12 protein-coding genes are annotated in these 15,516 nt (G+C 60.6%); 3 read left to right on the top strand and 9 right to left on the bottom strand.

The window, feature by feature from the left end; all coding sequences use genetic code 11:
- The first annotated feature begins 49 nt into the window (after positions 1–49).
- Positions 50–1,591, top strand: a complete 1,542-nt coding sequence (locus ACV8MC_RS02745) for an alkaline phosphatase D family protein (protein WP_457264384.1) — start codon at positions 50–52, stop codon at positions 1,589–1,591.
- 466 nt (positions 1,592–2,057) lie between these two features.
- On the opposite strand, the gene ACV8MC_RS02740 is transcribed toward ACV8MC_RS02745, so the two are convergent.
- The 4 genes from ACV8MC_RS02740 to ACV8MC_RS02725 form a co-directional block, all read right to left on the bottom strand.
- Complete coding sequence (locus ACV8MC_RS02740; RefSeq protein ID WP_252885359.1) at positions 2,058–2,426, bottom strand: endonuclease domain-containing protein; 369 nt, start codon at positions 2,424–2,426, stop codon at positions 2,058–2,060.
- Between the two features lie 199 nt (positions 2,427–2,625).
- Entirely contained in the window at positions 2,626–2,994 is a 369-nt protein-coding gene (locus tag ACV8MC_RS02735) for an endonuclease domain-containing protein (protein WP_150636078.1), read from the bottom strand.
- Positions 2,995–3,219: 225 nt separating this feature from the next.
- Entirely contained in the window at positions 3,220–5,748 is a 2,529-nt protein-coding gene (locus ACV8MC_RS02730; RefSeq protein WP_457265519.1) for a PepSY domain-containing protein, read from the bottom strand.
- A gap of 235 nt (positions 5,749–5,983) precedes the next feature.
- The gene (locus tag ACV8MC_RS02725) at positions 5,984–8,299 is read right to left on the bottom strand and encodes a TonB-dependent receptor (RefSeq protein WP_457264382.1); all 2,316 of its coding nucleotides are present in this window, start codon (positions 8,297–8,299) and stop codon (positions 5,984–5,986) included.
- Between the two features lie 207 nt (positions 8,300–8,506).
- Here ACV8MC_RS02725 and ACV8MC_RS02720 point away from each other — a divergent pair, with 207 nt between their 5' ends.
- Both ACV8MC_RS02720 and ACV8MC_RS02715 read left to right on the top strand, forming a co-directional pair.
- On the top strand, positions 8,507–9,187 hold the full coding sequence (locus ACV8MC_RS02720; protein WP_130928102.1) for a Fe2+-dependent dioxygenase: 681 nt from the start codon (positions 8,507–8,509) through the stop codon (positions 9,185–9,187).
- Complete coding sequence (locus tag ACV8MC_RS02715; protein WP_457264379.1) at positions 9,184–9,939, top strand: tetratricopeptide repeat protein; 756 nt, start codon at positions 9,184–9,186, stop codon at positions 9,937–9,939. Before ACV8MC_RS02720 ends, ACV8MC_RS02715 begins: the two co-directional genes overlap by 4 nt.
- A 294-nt stretch (positions 9,940–10,233) precedes the next feature.
- Here ACV8MC_RS02715 and ACV8MC_RS02710 read toward each other — a convergent pair whose 3' ends face one another.
- From ACV8MC_RS02710 to ACV8MC_RS02690, 5 genes are all read right to left on the bottom strand, one after another.
- Positions 10,234–11,397: a type III PLP-dependent enzyme gene (locus ACV8MC_RS02710; RefSeq protein WP_016771733.1), complete on the bottom strand. Its 1,164-nt coding sequence runs from the start codon at positions 11,395–11,397 to the stop codon at positions 10,234–10,236.
- A gap of 654 nt (positions 11,398–12,051) precedes the next feature.
- Positions 12,052–13,209, bottom strand: coding sequence for an osmoprotectant ABC transporter ATP-binding protein OsmV (locus tag ACV8MC_RS02705; RefSeq protein ID WP_016771732.1), 1,158 nt, complete (start codon positions 13,207–13,209; stop codon positions 12,052–12,054).
- On the bottom strand, positions 13,206–13,859 hold the full coding sequence (locus tag ACV8MC_RS02700) for an ABC transporter permease (RefSeq protein WP_039759484.1): 654 nt from the start codon (positions 13,857–13,859) through the stop codon (positions 13,206–13,208). Before ACV8MC_RS02700 ends, ACV8MC_RS02705 begins: the two co-directional genes overlap by 4 nt.
- Before the next feature lie 13 nt (positions 13,860–13,872).
- Positions 13,873–14,766, bottom strand: a complete 894-nt coding sequence (locus ACV8MC_RS02695) for a glycine betaine ABC transporter substrate-binding protein (RefSeq protein ID WP_095180363.1) — start codon at positions 14,764–14,766, stop codon at positions 13,873–13,875.
- 20 nt (positions 14,767–14,786) lie between these two features.
- The gene (locus tag ACV8MC_RS02690) at positions 14,787–15,476 is read right to left on the bottom strand and encodes an ABC transporter permease (protein WP_166554532.1); all 690 of its coding nucleotides are present in this window, start codon (positions 15,474–15,476) and stop codon (positions 14,787–14,789) included.
- Between the last annotated feature and the right edge of the window lie 40 nt (positions 15,477–15,516).

Genomic DNA, 15,516 nt, shown 5'->3' with positions numbered 1-15,516 from the left:
CGGGTTCATACACCCGTGCTTAAGTTTTCCCTTTTGCAGGGAGAACACCATGAGCGATTTCAATCTCGGTCGGCGTCGCGTCATGCAAGCGGTCGGCGCCGGGCTGTTGCTGCCGGGGCTGGCGCCGGCGGTGATTGCCTCGGTCAAGGATCGTCCGCAGCTCACCGACGGCGTGCAGTCCGGCGACCTGCTCGGCGACCGCGCGATGATCTGGAGCCGCAGCGATCGCCCGGCGCGCATGGTGGTGGAGTGGGACACCGGCAGCCTGTTCGGCAACCCGCGCAAATTCGTCTCGCCACTGGCCGATGCGCGCAGCGATTTCACCGCCCGCGTCGAACTCACCGGCCTGCCGGCCAACCAGGCAATTTTCTATCGCGTGCACTTCGAAGACGCCCAGAGCGGCGTCGCCAGCGAACCGTGGTTCGGCCATCTGCGCAGCGTGCCAACGACAAAACGCGACATCCGTTTTGTCTGGAGCGGTGACACCGTAGGCCAAGGCTTCGGGATCAACCCGGACATCGGCGGCATGCGCATCTACGAAGCCATGCGCCTGCGCCTGCCGGACTTCTTTATTCACAGCGGCGACACCATCTACGCCGACGGCCCGGTGCCCGCGCAACTGACCACGGAAAGCGGGCGCATCTGGCGCAATGTCACCACTGAAGCCAAAAGCAAAGTCGCGCAGACCCTCGACGATTATCGCGGCAACTATCGCTACAACCTGATGGACGAAAACATCCGCCGCTTCAACGCCGAAGTGCCGCAGATCTGGCAGTGGGACGATCACGAAGTGGTCAACAACTGGTCACCGGGCAAGCAGCTGGATGAGCGCTATCAGGAGAAAGATATCCACAAGCTGGTCGGCCGCGCGCGGCAGGCGTGGCTGGAATATGCGCCGATGCGTTTGCAAGCGGCGGACGGCGGCGGGCGGATTTATCGCAAGCTCAGTTACGGGCCGATGCTCGACGTATTCGTGCTGGATATGCGCAGCTATCGCGAAGCCAACGATGCCAACCTGGGCGCGGCAAAACCGTTTCTCGGCCGTGAGCAACTGGACTGGCTCAAGCGTGAATTGCATGCGTCGAAGGCGCAGTGGAAAGTCATCGCCGCCGACATGCCCATCGGCCTTGGCGTGCCGGACGGCGAGGTCAGTGCGGGCGTTGCGCGTTGGGAAGCCGTGGCCAACGGCGACCCCGGCCCGGCGCAGGGGCGAGAGCTGGAAATCGCCGAGCTGCTCGGATTCCTGCGCGCGCAGCAGGTGCGCAATTTCGTGTTTCTGACGGCGGACGTGCACTACTGCGCGGCGCATCACTATCATCCGGACCGCGCGGCGTTTCAGGATTTCGAACCGTTCTGGGAATTTGTTGCCGGACCGTTGAACGCCGGCAGTTTCGGGCCGAATCCGTTGGACAAGACGTTTGGCCCAGAGGTGGTGTTCGAGAAAGCACCGCCCGCACAGAACACTTCGCCGTTTGCCGGGTTTCAGTTTTTTGGTGAGGTGAATATCGAAGGGCAGAGCGGCGAGATGAGCGTGGTGTTGCGGGATCTGGATGGTGTAGCAGTGTTTGAGCAGAAGTTGCAGCCTGTTTAATCACGCTGGATCAAAAGCCCCTCACCCCAGCCCTCTCCCGGAGGGAGAGGGAGCCGACCGAGGTGTCTCGCGTTAAGCATCGACCTCGAAGACCGAGGTGATTGTGGCTTTGGATTCAGTGAAGAACGCTCAGGTCGGCGTCGATTTCAAGCATCACCCAATCAGTCACCTCGCCCTCTGGGAGGGAGAGGGCCGACCGAAGTGTCTTGCGTCATGCATCGACCTGGAAGACCGAGGTGATTGTGGCTTTGGATTCAGTGAAGAACGCTCAGGTCGGCGTCGATTTCAAGCATCACCCAATCAGTCACCTCGCCCTCTGGGAGGGAGAGGGCCGACTGAGGTGTCTTGCGCTATGCATCGACCTGGAAGACCGAGGTGATTATGGCTTTGGATTCAGTGAAGAACGCTCAGGTCGGCGTCGATCTCGAGCATCCCCCAATCAGTCCCCTCTCCCTCTGGGAGAGGGCTAGGGTGAGGGCATTTTCCGCTCTGCCGCAATTCTGATGATCTGCTCCAACACATCATCCATCTGCTGAAGCACCTCAAGATTGCTGAATCGCACGACGTCGATGCCTTGTTGAGACAGGAAGTTCGACCGGCGCCGATCGTGAACCACCCCGGCCGTCTCATAATGCTGGCCACCATCCAGCTCAATCGACAATCTCAACTCTACACAATAAAAATCCAGCACAAACGGCGGACATGGAAACTGTCGGCGAAATTTCAGGTTGGCTATCTGCCGGGAACGCAGGCGCTGCCAGAGCAGGTGTTCGCAATCTGTCTGGTCGGTGCGCAAGTGGCGGGCGAATTGGGCGAGGGTAGGGCGGCTTGGCATGGCTTCACGGTCCTTGTGAAGTTGAGTGGAGATTTAACAGTAGCCCATTTCCCTCATCGGAACGCGGCCCGCCCAGCTCTCTCCCAGGAGGAGAGGGAGCCGACCGAGGTGATTATGGCTATGGATTCAGTGAAGAACGCTCAGGTCGGCGTCGATCTCGAGCATCCCCCAATCGGTCCCCTCTCCCTCTGGGAGAGGGCTAGGGTGAGGGCATTTTCCGCTCTGCCGCAATTCTGATGATCTGCTCCAACACATCATCCATCTGCTGAAGCACCTCAAGATTGCTGAATCGCACGACGTCGATGCCTTGTTGAGACAGGAAGTTCGACCGGCGCCGATCGTGAAGCACCCCGGCCGTCTCATAGTGCTGGCCACCATCCAGCTCAATCGCCAATCTCAACTCTACACAATAAAAATCCAGCACAAACGGCGGACATGGAAACTGTCGGCGAAATTTCAGGTTGGCGATCTGCCGGGAACGCAGGCGCTGCCAGAGCAGGTGTTCGCAATCTGTCTGGTTGGTGCGCAAGTGGCGGGCGAATTGGGCGAGGGTCGGGCGGCTTGGCATGGCTTCACGGTCCTTGTGAAGTTGAGTGGAGATTTAACAGTAGCCCATTTCCCTCATCGGAACGCCGCCCGCCCAGCCCTCTCCCAGAGGGAGAGGGAGCCGACCGAGGTGATTATGGCTATGGATTCAGTGAAGAACGCTCAGGTCGGCGTCGATCTCGAGCATCCCCCAATCGGTCCCCTCTCCCATTGGGAGAGGGCTAGGGTGAGGGGGTTTTCGCAGGCGTTAGTAAACATCCCGGCGGTAGCGGCCCTGTTCGATCAGGCGTTCGACTTCGGCGCTGCCGAGGATATCGTTGAGCGCCTGGTCTACGCCTGAGGCCATCCCTTGAAGGCTGCCGCAGATATAAATGACGGCACCATCAGCCAACCACTTCTTCAGTTCATCCGCCGACTCACGCAAGCGATCCTGCACATAAACCTTCTCAGCCTGATCCCGCGAAAACGCCAGATCCAGCCGCGCCAGATCGCCATTGACCAACCACTCCTCGAGCTCGGCGCGGCAGAGGAAGTCGCGCTCGCGGTTGCGCTCGCCGAACAGCAGCCACTGCCGTTGCTGACCATCGGCAATGCGTGCCTTGAGCAGGCTGCGCAGGCCGGCGAGGCCTGTGCCGTTGCCCAGCAGGATCATCGGCACGGGTTCGTTCGGCAGATGGAAACCGCTGTTGCGCCGCACGCGCAAGCTGATACTGCCGCCCACAGGCGCATGCTCGGTGAGCCAGCCGGAGCCGATGCCGAGGCTGCCGTCGCTGTGCTGTTCCTGACGCACGATCAGCTCCAGCACGCCGTCAGCGGCAATCGAGGCGATGGAGTATTCGCGCATGGCCAGCGGCACCATCGCGTCGACCAGCGACTGCGCATGCAGGCCGACCAGATGCGCGCGGTGTTCGGGCAGTTGCCGTGAGGCGAGGGCCACTTCCAGTGGTTCGTCGATGCCGTTGACCTTCACCGGTGTTTCGCCACGGATGCCGAGGCCGTCGAGGAAATGCTCGATGGCCCACGGGCAATTGCGTGGCAGCACTTCGACCAGGTCACCGGCCAGCCAGCTGCGGGTGTCCGGGGCTTTGAGGCCGAGCAGATAGACCGGCGCGCCGCTGCTGTCGGGGTTCATCAGTTCGCGCCGCACCAGCGTCCAGTTGTCGTAGCTGGGTGCTTGCCAGGTTTCGCTCGGCGCCTGTCCGGTGAGCTGGCCGAGTTGCGTTTGCCAGTGACGCAGCGCGTAGGGGTCGGCGCTGTCGACCTCCACCGGGGCGAACAGCGTCTTGCCGCCGTGCTCGCCGAGCCATTGATGCAAGCGTTTGGCGAAGCCACAGAAGTGCGCGTACTGCCGATCGCCGAGGCCGAGCACGGCGTAGTTGAGGCTGTCGAGTGTCGAGGCCTTGGCCAGCACTTTGCGCTCGAAACCACGCGCGCTGTCCGGTGCTTCGCCGTCGCCGAAGGTGCTGACCACGAACAATGCGTTGTTCGAATCCCGCAGATCCTGTTCGCTCAGATTGGCCAGCGGCTGCACGTTGACCGGCAATCCGGCGGCCTGCAATTGTCCGGCGGTCTGCCACGCCAATTGTTCGGCGAAACCACTTTGACTGGCGAAACCGATCAGCCAGGCCGAAGCCTCGGTGGACGGTTGCGCGAGGCCTTGGCGGGCATCCTTGATCTGCTTTTTCTTGCGCCGACGGTCCAGATACAGCAGCCAGCCAGTGATGAAAAACAGCGGCATGCACACCGCCGCGATCGTCACGATGATGCGCCCGACAAGGCCGAAATAGCTGCCGACGTGCAGCGCATAAATGCTGGTCAGCAGTTGAGCCTTGAAGCTTTTGTCGGCATAGCGGTCGACGCGTTTGACTACGCCGGTGGCCGGATCGAGGGTGATCTGGTTCAGCGCGCGGTCATGGGGCGAGCTGTCGAGCAGGTAGAACACCGTCGCCGGCTGGCCGGCCACTGCCGGCATGCGAATGTTGTACGCGGCCAGACCCGGGCCGGCAGCGCTGTAGATGCTGCTCCACATCGCTGAGTAGTCGGCGGTCGGTGCCGGACCTTCCGGCGCCGGGCCGCGACCGCCGCGTACGCGTTCGTTTTGCGGCGCGTCGGAAAGCAGTCGGGTCAGACCCTTGTTGTACCACTCGTACGACCATGACAAGCCGGTCAACGCCAGCAGCAGATACACCAGCAAACACCAAGTGCCGGCCACCGAGTGCAGATCCCAATTGAACGCGCGGCCCTTCTTTTTCCAGTCCAGGGTCAACCACACGCGCCAGCTGTTCCACTGGCGTGGCCAGCGCAGATACAGGCCGGAGAGGCAGAAGAACAACAGCATCAAGGTGCAGGCGCCGGTGATGTTGCGCCCGGTGTCGCCCATGGCGAGAAAACGGTGCAGTTGCAACATCAGGCCGAAGAAGTCCTGGCCGGTGGCATCGCCCTTGAACTCGGCGGTGTACGGGTCGAAGTAGCGCATTTCGCCACGTCGTTCGCCCTTGGGCGGGGTGAAGAACACCCGTGCGGCGTGACCGCTGTCGGTCTCGACCCAGAGCATCGCGACTTTCTTGCCGGACGCAGCTTCGATGCGCTCCACCAGTTCCACTGGCGGCAGCACGCCGGCGACCTGTTTTTCCACCTGCAGAACGGACGGATTGAGCGCGCGCAGGATCTCGTCCTGAAACGAATAGGCCGCGCCGGTGATGCCCATCAGGGCCAGCACCAGCCCTGCGGTGATGCCAAAAAACCAGTGCAACTGGAACAGGGTTTTCTTCAACACGTCACTCGCCGTCCGTTCGGAAATTGTCATCACGGCGCGCATTATGCCGTGGGTTATCAAGAAGCGTTTTGCGTAACACACGAAAGCCCCGTTCAACTGAATGAACAGGGCCGAGCCTCGCGGCGCATTCCCTGTGGGAGCGAGCCTGCTCGCGAAAGCGGTGTGTCAGTCAGCATCGATGTTGCTGAAAGATTGCCTTCGCGAGCAGGCTCGCTCCCACAGGTTTTCACATCGGTCAGAAGTGGAAATTGGTGCTCAACAGCGCCGTACGTCCCGCCGCCTGGTTGGCGAAGTGGGTCGAGAAGGCTTTGTCGTAATAGGTTTCGTCGGTCAGGTTCTGCACGTTGAGTTGCAGGTCGACGTTCTTGGTCAGCTTGTAGGCCGCCATCGCGTCGTAACGCACGTACGAATCGACCATCGTCGTGTTGGCGACACTGCCGTAGACGTCGTCGACGTAGAACGCGCCACCACCGATCGTCAGCTTTGGCGTGACCTGGTACGTGGTCCACAGGCTGGCGCTGTTTTTCGGCGTGTTCGGCAGATCGTTGCCGTCGTTGGCGCGACCCAACGGACCACCGTCAACCTGTTCGCTGTCCATGAAGGCGTAACCGGCGAAGACTTGCCATTTGTCGGTGATCATGCCGCTGGCCGACAGTTCGAAGCCTTGCACGCGGGTCTTGCCGGCGTTCTCGTAGGAGCTGGTGTCGACTTGCACGCGAGCGTTTTCCTTCTCGGTGCGGAAGATGTCGGCGGTCAGCGACAGGCGGTCATTGAGCAGATCCCACTTGGTGCCGATCTCGTAGTTCTTGGTGGTTTCCGGCTCCATGTCGCTGCTCAGCAGGTTGCCGCTGCGATCCGGTGTGCCGCCCAGCGGGTTGCCTTCCTGACCTTCGCCCAAGGTGTTGCCCGGCGGTGTCGCCGAGGTCGCATAAGAGGCGTAGATGCTGCCGTTTTCCGCCGGCTTGTAGACCACGCCGAACTGACCGGTGACGAATTCGCTGGTGTCATCGCCCTTGGAGGTGGTGCGGCCAGCGGCGTTGTAAGTTTTGTAATCGGTGTCGAAGTGGTCGTAGCGCAGGCCCATGTTCACCAGCCATTGCTCGGACAATTCCAGCGTGTCGAACACGTACAGCGCGTAGGTGTCGGCCTGGGTGTCGGTGCCGGCGTAGTTGCGCGAGATTGCGCCGTTCCACGGATCGTTCGGATTCGGGTTCGACAGCGAGGTGCAGTTGTAACCGCTGGCGGCGCCGATCAGGCCCGGGTTGCAGTTGGTGGTGACGGCGCTGGTGCGCGGCGTGGTGTCGGTGTTGACGTTGTACGAGGATTTCTCGCTCTGCTCACGGGTGTATTCGACACCGGTGGAGAAGCTGTTCTTGAAACCGGCCACGTAGAAGGTGCCGAACAGGTCGGTCTGGTTGGTGGTGGTTTCGGTGTTGCTCACCCGCGTGTTGGCCCGACGCCAGACGCTGCCGTTGTTGACGTTGCCCTTGCTGTCGTCCGGCTGGGTGAGAATGTAATCCTGCATGCTGCTGCCGTGGCGCAGGGTGTTCTTGATAGTCAGCGCGTCGTTGAGGTCGTGCTCGATGGCGAAGGTCGCGGTGTCGGTGCGGCCCTTGCGGAAGTCACGATCCAGACCATAGAAGTTGTCGTGATCGCCACCGGCGTACGGCTTGTCCGGGTTGGACTTGGTGCGTGCGGCCGAACCACCGGTGGGAATGGTGTACGGGATGCCCGAGTCCGGGGTGTCGTTGCTTTCCAGATGGTAGTAGTCGAGGTTGACGCGGGTATCGGTGCCCAGGCCGAAGGCCAGCGACGGCGCGATGCCCCAACGGTCGTAATCGACCTTGTCGCGACCGGCGACGTTGCTCTCGTGGCTCATCAGGTTGAGACGGCCGGCAGCGCTGTCGCTGAACTGATAGTTGCCGTCGAGTGTGTAGCGCTGGGTCTGGTCGGAGCCGTAGGTGAAGCCGCCGTCGAACGAGTTGCCCAGGTGCGCTTTCTTGCTCACCAGGTTGATGCTGCCGCCGGCCGCGCCGCGACCGCCAATCGCCGAGTTCGGGCCTTTGCTGACTTCGATGTTTTCCACGGCGAAGATTTCGCGGCTCTGCGAACCGGTGTCGCGCACGCCGTCCAGGTAAGTGTCACCCTGAGCATCGAAGCCGCGAATGAACGGGCGATCGCCCTGCGGGTTGCCGCCTTCACCGGCGCCGAAGGTGATGCCCGGCACAGTGCGCAGCGCGTCCTGCATGTTCAGCGCGCCGGTGTCCTTGAGCACTTGCTGCGGGATGACGGTGACCGAGCGCGGCGTGTCGACCAGCGGCGCGGTGTACTTGGGCGAGGAGGCTTTTTCGACCTGATAGGAGGTCGAGTCCTGGGCTTCACCAGTGATGGCGGTGGCATCCAGGGCAATGGCGTTGCCGGAAGTTTTGCTCTCGGTTTTTTCCGCCGCGAAGACCATCTGCCCAGCGGAGCCGGCGGTGATTGCGACACCGATTGCCGAGGCGAGCAGACGTGGTGAACTGACCGGTAATTGTGCGTGTTGACGTGCCATTTTTATTCCCCTCCCCAAGGATTTGAGGCGGCGGAATATAGGGTAAACAGGTATTCGTATCAATTGCGAAACATTGTTATTCGCATTGAATTTACATTCTTTACAATTTGCCCTTACGGTTTCTGCTTGTTCATCCGTCTTGGGGGTTTTACACGGTCAATAAGAATCAATACCATTGCCGCCTTCTTGCCATCAGGTGACATCGCCATGCTGCTGCACATTCCCGGGCTGTTCGCAAAAGATGAAGTGCAGCGCATCCGCCAGGCCCTTGAGCAAGCGGATTGGGCCGACGGCAAGATCACCGCCGGCTTCCAGTCGGCCAAGGCCAAGCACAATCTGCAACTGCCCGAAGGCCACCCGCTGGCGAAGGAAATCGGCGCGGCGATGCTGGAGCGGTTGTGGAAAAATCCGCTGTTCATGTCTGCCGCACTGCCGCACAAAGTCTTCCCGCCGCTAGTGAACTGCTACACGGCCGGCGGCAGTTTTGATTTCCACATCGACAATGCCGTGCGCCAGCCCAAGGGCAGCATCGAGCGGGTGCGCACCGATTTGTCGGCTACGCTGTTTTTCAGCGAGCCGGAAGATTACGACGGCGGCGAACTGGAGATTCAGGACACCTACGGCACCCAGCGCGTGAAGCTGCCGGCCGGCGACATGGTGTTGTATCCGGGCACCAGTTTGCACAAGGTCAATGCGGTCACACGTGGTGCGCGTTATGCCTCGTTTTTCTGGACGCAGAGCCTGGTGCGCGAAGACAGCCAGCGCGCGCTGCTGTTCGAAATGGACGGGGCGATTCAGCAGCTTACGCAGGACATGCCTGATCACCCTTCGCTGATCCGCCTCACTGGCACTTATCACAACCTGCTGCGGCGCTGGGTCGAGGTATGAGTTTCCAGTTGCGCCGCGAGGAAGTTCTCGACGCCGCCGGGTTGACGGCAATGCTTGAAGAAAGCCCGGCCCGCGCTGCGCAGGCGATTTTGCTGGCGGCGGGCGAGGGCGAGGTTGAAGCGCAGGCGCTGCTTGGGCAGATCCTGCTGGACGGTCAGGGCATCGCGCAGGATCAACCGCTTGCATTGCGCTGGTTCGGCATCGCCGCCGGTCGCGGGCATCTGATGGCGCGCAACATGCTCGGGCGTTGTCATGAGCATGGTTGGGGTTGTGCGGCGGATGCCTCGGTCGCGGCGCAGCATTATCGAATCGCTGCCGAGGCGGGGCTGGACTGGGCGATGTACAACTTTGCCAATCTACTGGCCACCGGGCGCGGGGTGACGGTTGATCATCAGCATGCGCTGGCGTTGTACCGGCGCGCGGCTGAGTTGGGTCACGCGAAATCGATGAATCTGCTGGGGCGCTATCTGGAGGAAGGGCAGGTGTGTCAGGCGGATCCGCTGGCGGCGCGTGACTGGTATCGGCGTTCGGCTGAGGGAGGGGATTTTCGTGGGCAGTTCAGTTATGCGGCGGTGTTGGCGGCTGAGGGGCGGGTTGATGAAGCGGTTGTTTGGCTTGAGAAAGCCTTGGCCGGCGGCAATCTGAATTTCCTGCGGGTGGCGAGTGAAACGCTGTTAAGTGCTACAGATCCAAAAATCCAGGGGATGGCTGCTCGGTTCTCGCTTCGCTATGCAGAATTGCAGCGCGTCTGAATTCGCAAGCCCTCACCCTCTCCCGGAGGGAGAGGGGACTGATTGGGGGATGTTTAAGAGGTACGCCGACCTGAAAGTGCTTTGCCGAATCCATAATCGACTCGATCCTTCTGGTCGGTGCATGATGCGCTACACCTCGGTCGGCTCCCTCTCCCTTGGGAGAGGGCTGGGGTGAGGGGCCTCGGTTTCAAGTACCCCGCAAAACTTCAAGTCGAACGCACAGACACAAAAAAGCCCATGACACGTCATGGGCTTTTCACTTGCAGCTAGCAGCTAGAAACTTGCCGCTGCCTCTTAAACGTAAAACGACTTCAGCGGCGGGAAGCCATTGAACTCGACCGCGCTGTAACTGGTGGTATACGCACCGGTCGACAACCAGTACAGACGATCACCAATCGCCAGGTTCAGCGGCAGGCCATACTTGTAGTTCTCGTACATGATGTCGGCGCTGTCGCAGGTCGGGCCGGCGATGACGACTTCTTCCATCTCGCCTTTCTTCTCGGTCCAGATCGGGAACTTGATCGCTTCGTCCATGGTTTCGATCAGGCCGGAGAACTTGCCCACATCCGTGTAAACCCAACGCTCGACAGCAGTGCGCGACTTGCGCGCAACCAACACCACTTCGCTGACCAGAATACCGGCGTTGGCAATCAGCGAACGGCCCGGCTCGAGGATGATTTCCGGCAGGTCGTCACCGAAATCTTCCTTGAGGAAGCGAATAATCTCTTCGGCGTAGGTTTCCAGGCTGTTGGTGCGGGTGATGTAGTTGGCCGGGAAGCCGCCGCCCATGTTGATCAGCTTCAGGTGAATGCCGTCTTCTTCTTTCAGACGCTCGAAAATTACTTTGACCTTGGCGATCGCCGCGTCCCAGACGCTGATGTCGCGCTGTTGCGAGCCGACGTGGAACGAGATGCCGTACGGCACCAGACCGAGGTCGCGAGCGAGGATCAGCAAGTCCATGGCCATGTCGGTCTGGCAGCCGAACTTGCGCGACAGCGGCCAGTCAGCAGTGGTCGAGCCTTCAGTGAGGATGCGCACATAGACTTTCGAACCCGGTGCAGCCTTGGCGATGTTGCGCAGGTCGGCTTCCGAGTCGGTGGAGAACAGACGCACGCCTTTCTCGTAGAAGTAGCGGATGTCCTTGGATTTCTTGATGGTGTTGCCGTAGCTGATACGGTCCGGGCTGACGCCGCGATCCATGACTTTGTCCAGCTCGTAGATCGAGGCGATATCGAAGCTCGAACCCTTGTCTTTGAGCAGGTCGATGATCTCGACGGCCGGGTTGGCCTTGACCGCGTAGTAGACCTTGGCGAATTCGAAACCGGCGCGCAGGTCATCGTAGGCCTGGGCGATCATCGCGGTGTCGATCACCACGAACGGGGTTTCCTGTTTGTCGGCGAACGCCTTCATTTTGTCGAATGTAGCGCGCGCGAAATAGTCTTCGACCTGGATCGACATGCTGGGTGCTCCTATGGGCAAACTCGTAAAAACAATGGGTGCATGAACGCCCTCCGTATCCCCACTTTGGTTCGCCTACTTCCCAAGGCATTGCCGCCGAAAGCAAAAAGGCCCAGAGATGTGCAGCTATCCCTTGGCCTTGCTGTCTCGTCGTCAGTACTTGAGCCGGATGGATCGTTTCCAGCATGGACGTTCGGCGCGAACTTTAGGGCGTGAGGGGCGCGAGATCAACTAAAAATGTCGCGTTTTTGCACGCTTCTGACGTGCGTCGCGTTCATCACTCCTTCTACCCGACCGAGATGACGGGCAGATGTTCCCGGCGAATTTTCGAGTGTTAAAAATACCTGCACGTTCGTGGCTTTTGTCGGCTAGATCGTTGGTAAGTGTGATGGCGGCAACATCGGCGACGTTGGCAGCGAGAGAGTCTTTTGAAGGGGGATTTGAACCTTGAAGAAGCTGAATTGACGACGCTCTTGCAGGAGAGGCTGTTGAGATTCTTTGTCACCCAGTGAAGATCAACAAAATTACGTAGATCCTGTGGGAGCGAGCCTGCTCGCGAAGGCATTTTCACAGCCGCCATCAGCGTCGACTGATATTGCGCTTTCGCGAGCAGGCTCGCTCCCACAGGGATCGGGTTTCAACCGCGTAGATGGTTTACGCGACCACGGTCTCAGCCGGCGAGACGATACTGGTCTTCATCCCCCGCGAACGTCCCGAGCTGAGGTATGCCGCAATCGACTCCTGCGTCACTTCCCCGAGGAATACCCGTTCGGCATCCATCACCGGCAGCCAGGCGCGGTTGAACTCGTACATGCGCGACAGCAGGATGCGCAGGTGCTCGTCGTACGCTGCGGTGGCGTTGAACTCACGAAGGAATTGCGCGCAGGTGCCGGTCTGGCGGTGCAGGTCGCGACGGCGCACGTAACCCAGTGCCTTGTTCTCGGCGCAGGTGACCACCACGTAGCGACGGTCATGTTCGTCCATCAACTCCAGCGCATCGGCCACTGGTGTTTCCGGGCTGACCGACGGCGCGTTGTCAGCCGCGTCTTCGGCTTTCACCAACAGCAGGCGTTTGAGCGTGCTGTCCTGGCCGACGAAGTTGCTGACGAAATCATCCGCCGGATGCGCCAGCAGGGTGTCCGGATGGTCGATCTGCAGCAGCTTGCCGGCGCGGAAAATGGCGATCTTGTCGCCCAGCTTGATCGCTTCGTCGATGTCGTGGCTGACCATGATCACGGTCTTGTTCAGCGCGCGCTGCATCTCGAAGAATTCGTTCTGGATCATCTCGCGGTTGATCGGGTCGACCGCGCCAAACGGTTCGTCCATCAACAGCAGCGGGGCGTCAGCCGCAAGCGCACGAATCACACCGATACGCTGTTGCTGACCACCGGACAATTCACGCGGGTAGCGATGCAGATACTGCTTGGGCTCGAGCTTGATCATGCTCATCAGTTCGCGAGCGCGGTCGTGGCATTTCTGTTTGTCCCAGCCGAGCAGTTTCGGCACCACGACGATGTTCTCTTCGATGGTCATGTTCGGGAACAGGCCGATCTGCTGAATCACGTAGCCGATGTTGCGGCGCAGGGTCACCTCGTCGAGATCGGTGGTGTCTTCACCGTTGATGAGGATCTTGCCCGAAGTCGGTTTGATCAGGCGGTTGATCATTTTCAGCGTGGTGCTTTTGCCGCAACCCGATGGCCCGAGGAACACGCAGATCTCGCCTTCATTGACGGTCAGGCTTACCGAATCCACGGCTTTGACATCTTTGCCGTTGCTTTGGAAAGTTTTGCTGAGGTTTTGAAGTTCGATCATTTCAGGAGTCCTTTTGGAGTCAACGAGCGTTGCAGCCATTGGAGAAACAGGTCGGCGAAGATCGCCAGAAGACTGACCAGCAGCGCGCCGACGATAAGCATCGACATGTCACTGCGGCTGATGGAGGCGAGGATCAACACACCGAGGCCGCCGGCGCCGATGGTGGCGGCGATGGTCATCACGCCGATGTTCATCACCACGGCGGTGCGCACGCCAGCGAGGATCACTGGCACCGCAATCGGCAGTTCGACCATGCGCAGGCGCTGGCCGAAGGTCATGCCGATGCCGCGCGCGGCTTCGCGGATGCCCGGTTCAACGCCGGTCAGGGCGAGGTAGGTGTTGCGCATGATCGGCAGCAGCGAATAAAGGAACACGGCGGTGATCGCCGGCAGCGGCCCCAGGCCCTGGCCGAACTTGGAATAGAACGGCAGCAGCAGACCGAACAGGGCGATCGACGGCACGGTCAGCAGCACCGTGGCACTGGCTTGCAGCGGGCCGGCGAGGGTGGGAAAGCGTGTCATCAGGATGCCCAGCGGCACGCCGATGACGATCGCCAGGGTCACGGCGATGCCGACCAGAGTGATGTGCTGCCAGGTCAGGTGCATTACCTGCTGCCAGTCGAGATGGGAAAAGGCGTTCAGAAATTCCATGACTTCTCCTCTCTTAATTCAGTGGATGCTGGCGCAGGAAATCGGCGGCAACGGACGAAGGGCTTTCATGATCGACGTCGACCCGCGCGTTGAGTTGGCGCATGGTTTCGTCGTCGAACAGTTCGGCCAGCGGCTTGAGTTGTTCGGCCAGTTTCGGGTTGGCATCCAGCGTGGCCTGACGCACCACGGGAGCGGCGGTGTAGTCGGGGAAGTAATGCTTGTCGTCCTCCAGCAATTTCAGGCCGAAGGCGTTGAGGCGGCCATCGGTGGTGTAGACCAGACCGGCAAACACCTGACCGTTACGCAGCGCGGTGTAGACCAGGCCGGCGTCCATCTGCCGGATGTTCTTGCGGGTCAGGTTCATGTCGTAGAGCTTGACCATGCCGTCGAGACCGTCGGAGCGGTTGGCGAACTCGGTGTCCAGCGCCACCAAGTGGTTGGTCTTGGCCTCGGCGCGCAGCACTTCGTTGAGCTGGCTGATGTTGCCGATCTGCGGATATTGCTCGGCGATTTTTTTCGGCAGAGCGAGGGCGTAGGTGTTGCTGAATTTCGACGGCGTCAGCCAGATCAGGCCTTTCTTCGCGTCGAGCTCTCTGACCCGGGCGTAGGACTGCGCGCTGTCGAGTTTTTCAGTGACGTGGTTATAGGCCACCAGCGACACGCCGGTGTATTCCCAGAGCAGGTCCAATTGGCCACTTTCGTGGGCGCTGCGCGCGAGGTTGCTGCCCAGACCGCCGGTGATTTGCGCGTCGTAGCCTTTGCTGCGCAGGTATTGCGCGGTGATTTCGGCGAGCAGGGTCTGCTCGGTGAAGACCCGGGCGCCGAGGCGGATGACCGGTTTTTCAGCGGCTTGCGCGATTCCTGCGAACAGCAGGACGCAGCCTAAGATCAAGCTAAGTCGTTTCATAAATATTCCTTCGCAAAGCCTTAAGACGGGCGCAGACCGCGTTCCAGCCATAGGCGGCTGGCGAGGGTGACCACGCCATCGAGCAACAGCGCCAACAGCGCGGTGCACGCGGCGCCGAGCAGCAGTTGTGGCTGATTGTTCAGGGCGATGCCAGGGAAGATCAGGCTGCCGAGGCTGTTGGCGCCGATCAGGAACGCCAGCGGCGCAGTGCCGACGTTGATCGCCAGTGCGACACGCACGCCACCGACGATGATCGGCACGGCGTTGGGCAATTCGACTTTCCACAGCACTTGGCGCGGCGTCATGCCGATGCCGACAGCGGCTTCTTTCAGCGAGCCCTGAACATTTTTCAGGCCTTCATAGGTGTTGCGCACGATCGGCAACAGCGAGGCGAGGAACAGCGCGAAGATCGCCGGGCCACTGCCGATGCCGAGGATGCCCAGCGCAATCGCGAGCACGGCAAGCGGTGGCACGGTATTGCCGATATTGAAGATTTGCATGAAGCGTTCGGCGCGGCCGACCATGCTCGGGCGGCTGAGGAAGATACCGGCGGGAATGCCCACGACAAGGGCGGCCAGCATGGAAGCGAGGACGAGAATCAGATGAGCTTGCAGGTAAAACAACAAATCGTCGCGGTAGTGTTCGATCGTGTTGATGCCGATCCAGTGGACCAGCAGGGCCAGGAGCGCGATCACCACCGCACCTCCCATCAGCCCTTTGCCATAGCGGATAGCCACAGGCGGACTCCTT

The sequence above is a fragment of the Pseudomonas sp. PK-RTE-24 genome (genome assembly GCF_054052265.1).
Note: the sequence above shows the minus strand (reverse complement) of the source record. Positions and strands in the feature narration are given on the sequence as shown.

What these genes read in the sequence shown, in the direction of transcription:
- ACV8MC_RS02720 (WP_130928102.1), top strand. Translation starts at nt 8,507, where the DNA reads ATGCTGCTGCACATTCCCGGGCTGTTCGCAAAAGATGAAGTGCAGCGC.
- ACV8MC_RS02735 (WP_150636078.1), bottom strand. Translation starts at nt 2,994, where the DNA reads ATGCCAAGCCGCCCGACCCTCGCCCAATTCGCCCGCCACTTGCGCACC.
- ACV8MC_RS02695 (WP_095180363.1), bottom strand. Translation starts at nt 14,766, where the DNA reads ATGAAACGACTTAGCTTGATCTTAGGCTGCGTCCTGCTGTTCGCAGGA.
- ACV8MC_RS02725 (WP_457264382.1), bottom strand. Translation starts at nt 8,299, where the DNA reads ATGGCACGTCAACACGCACAATTACCGGTCAGTTCACCACGTCTGCTC.
- ACV8MC_RS02745 (WP_457264384.1), top strand. Translation starts at nt 50, where the DNA reads ATGAGCGATTTCAATCTCGGTCGGCGTCGCGTCATGCAAGCGGTCGGC.
- ACV8MC_RS02715 (WP_457264379.1), top strand. Translation starts at nt 9,184, where the DNA reads ATGAGTTTCCAGTTGCGCCGCGAGGAAGTTCTCGACGCCGCCGGGTTG.
- ACV8MC_RS02705 (WP_016771732.1), bottom strand. Translation starts at nt 13,209, where the DNA reads ATGATCGAACTTCAAAACCTCAGCAAAACTTTCCAAAGCAACGGCAAA.
- ACV8MC_RS02700 (WP_039759484.1), bottom strand. Translation starts at nt 13,859, where the DNA reads ATGGAATTTCTGAACGCCTTTTCCCATCTCGACTGGCAGCAGGTAATG.
- ACV8MC_RS02690 (WP_166554532.1), bottom strand. Translation starts at nt 15,476, where the DNA reads ATGGGAGGTGCGGTGGTGATCGCGCTCCTGGCCCTGCTGGTCCACTGG.
- ACV8MC_RS02740 (WP_252885359.1), bottom strand. Translation starts at nt 2,426, where the DNA reads ATGCCAAGCCGCCCTACCCTCGCCCAATTCGCCCGCCACTTGCGCACC.
- ACV8MC_RS02710 (WP_016771733.1), bottom strand. Translation starts at nt 11,397, where the DNA reads ATGTCGATCCAGGTCGAAGACTATTTCGCGCGCGCTACATTCGACAAA.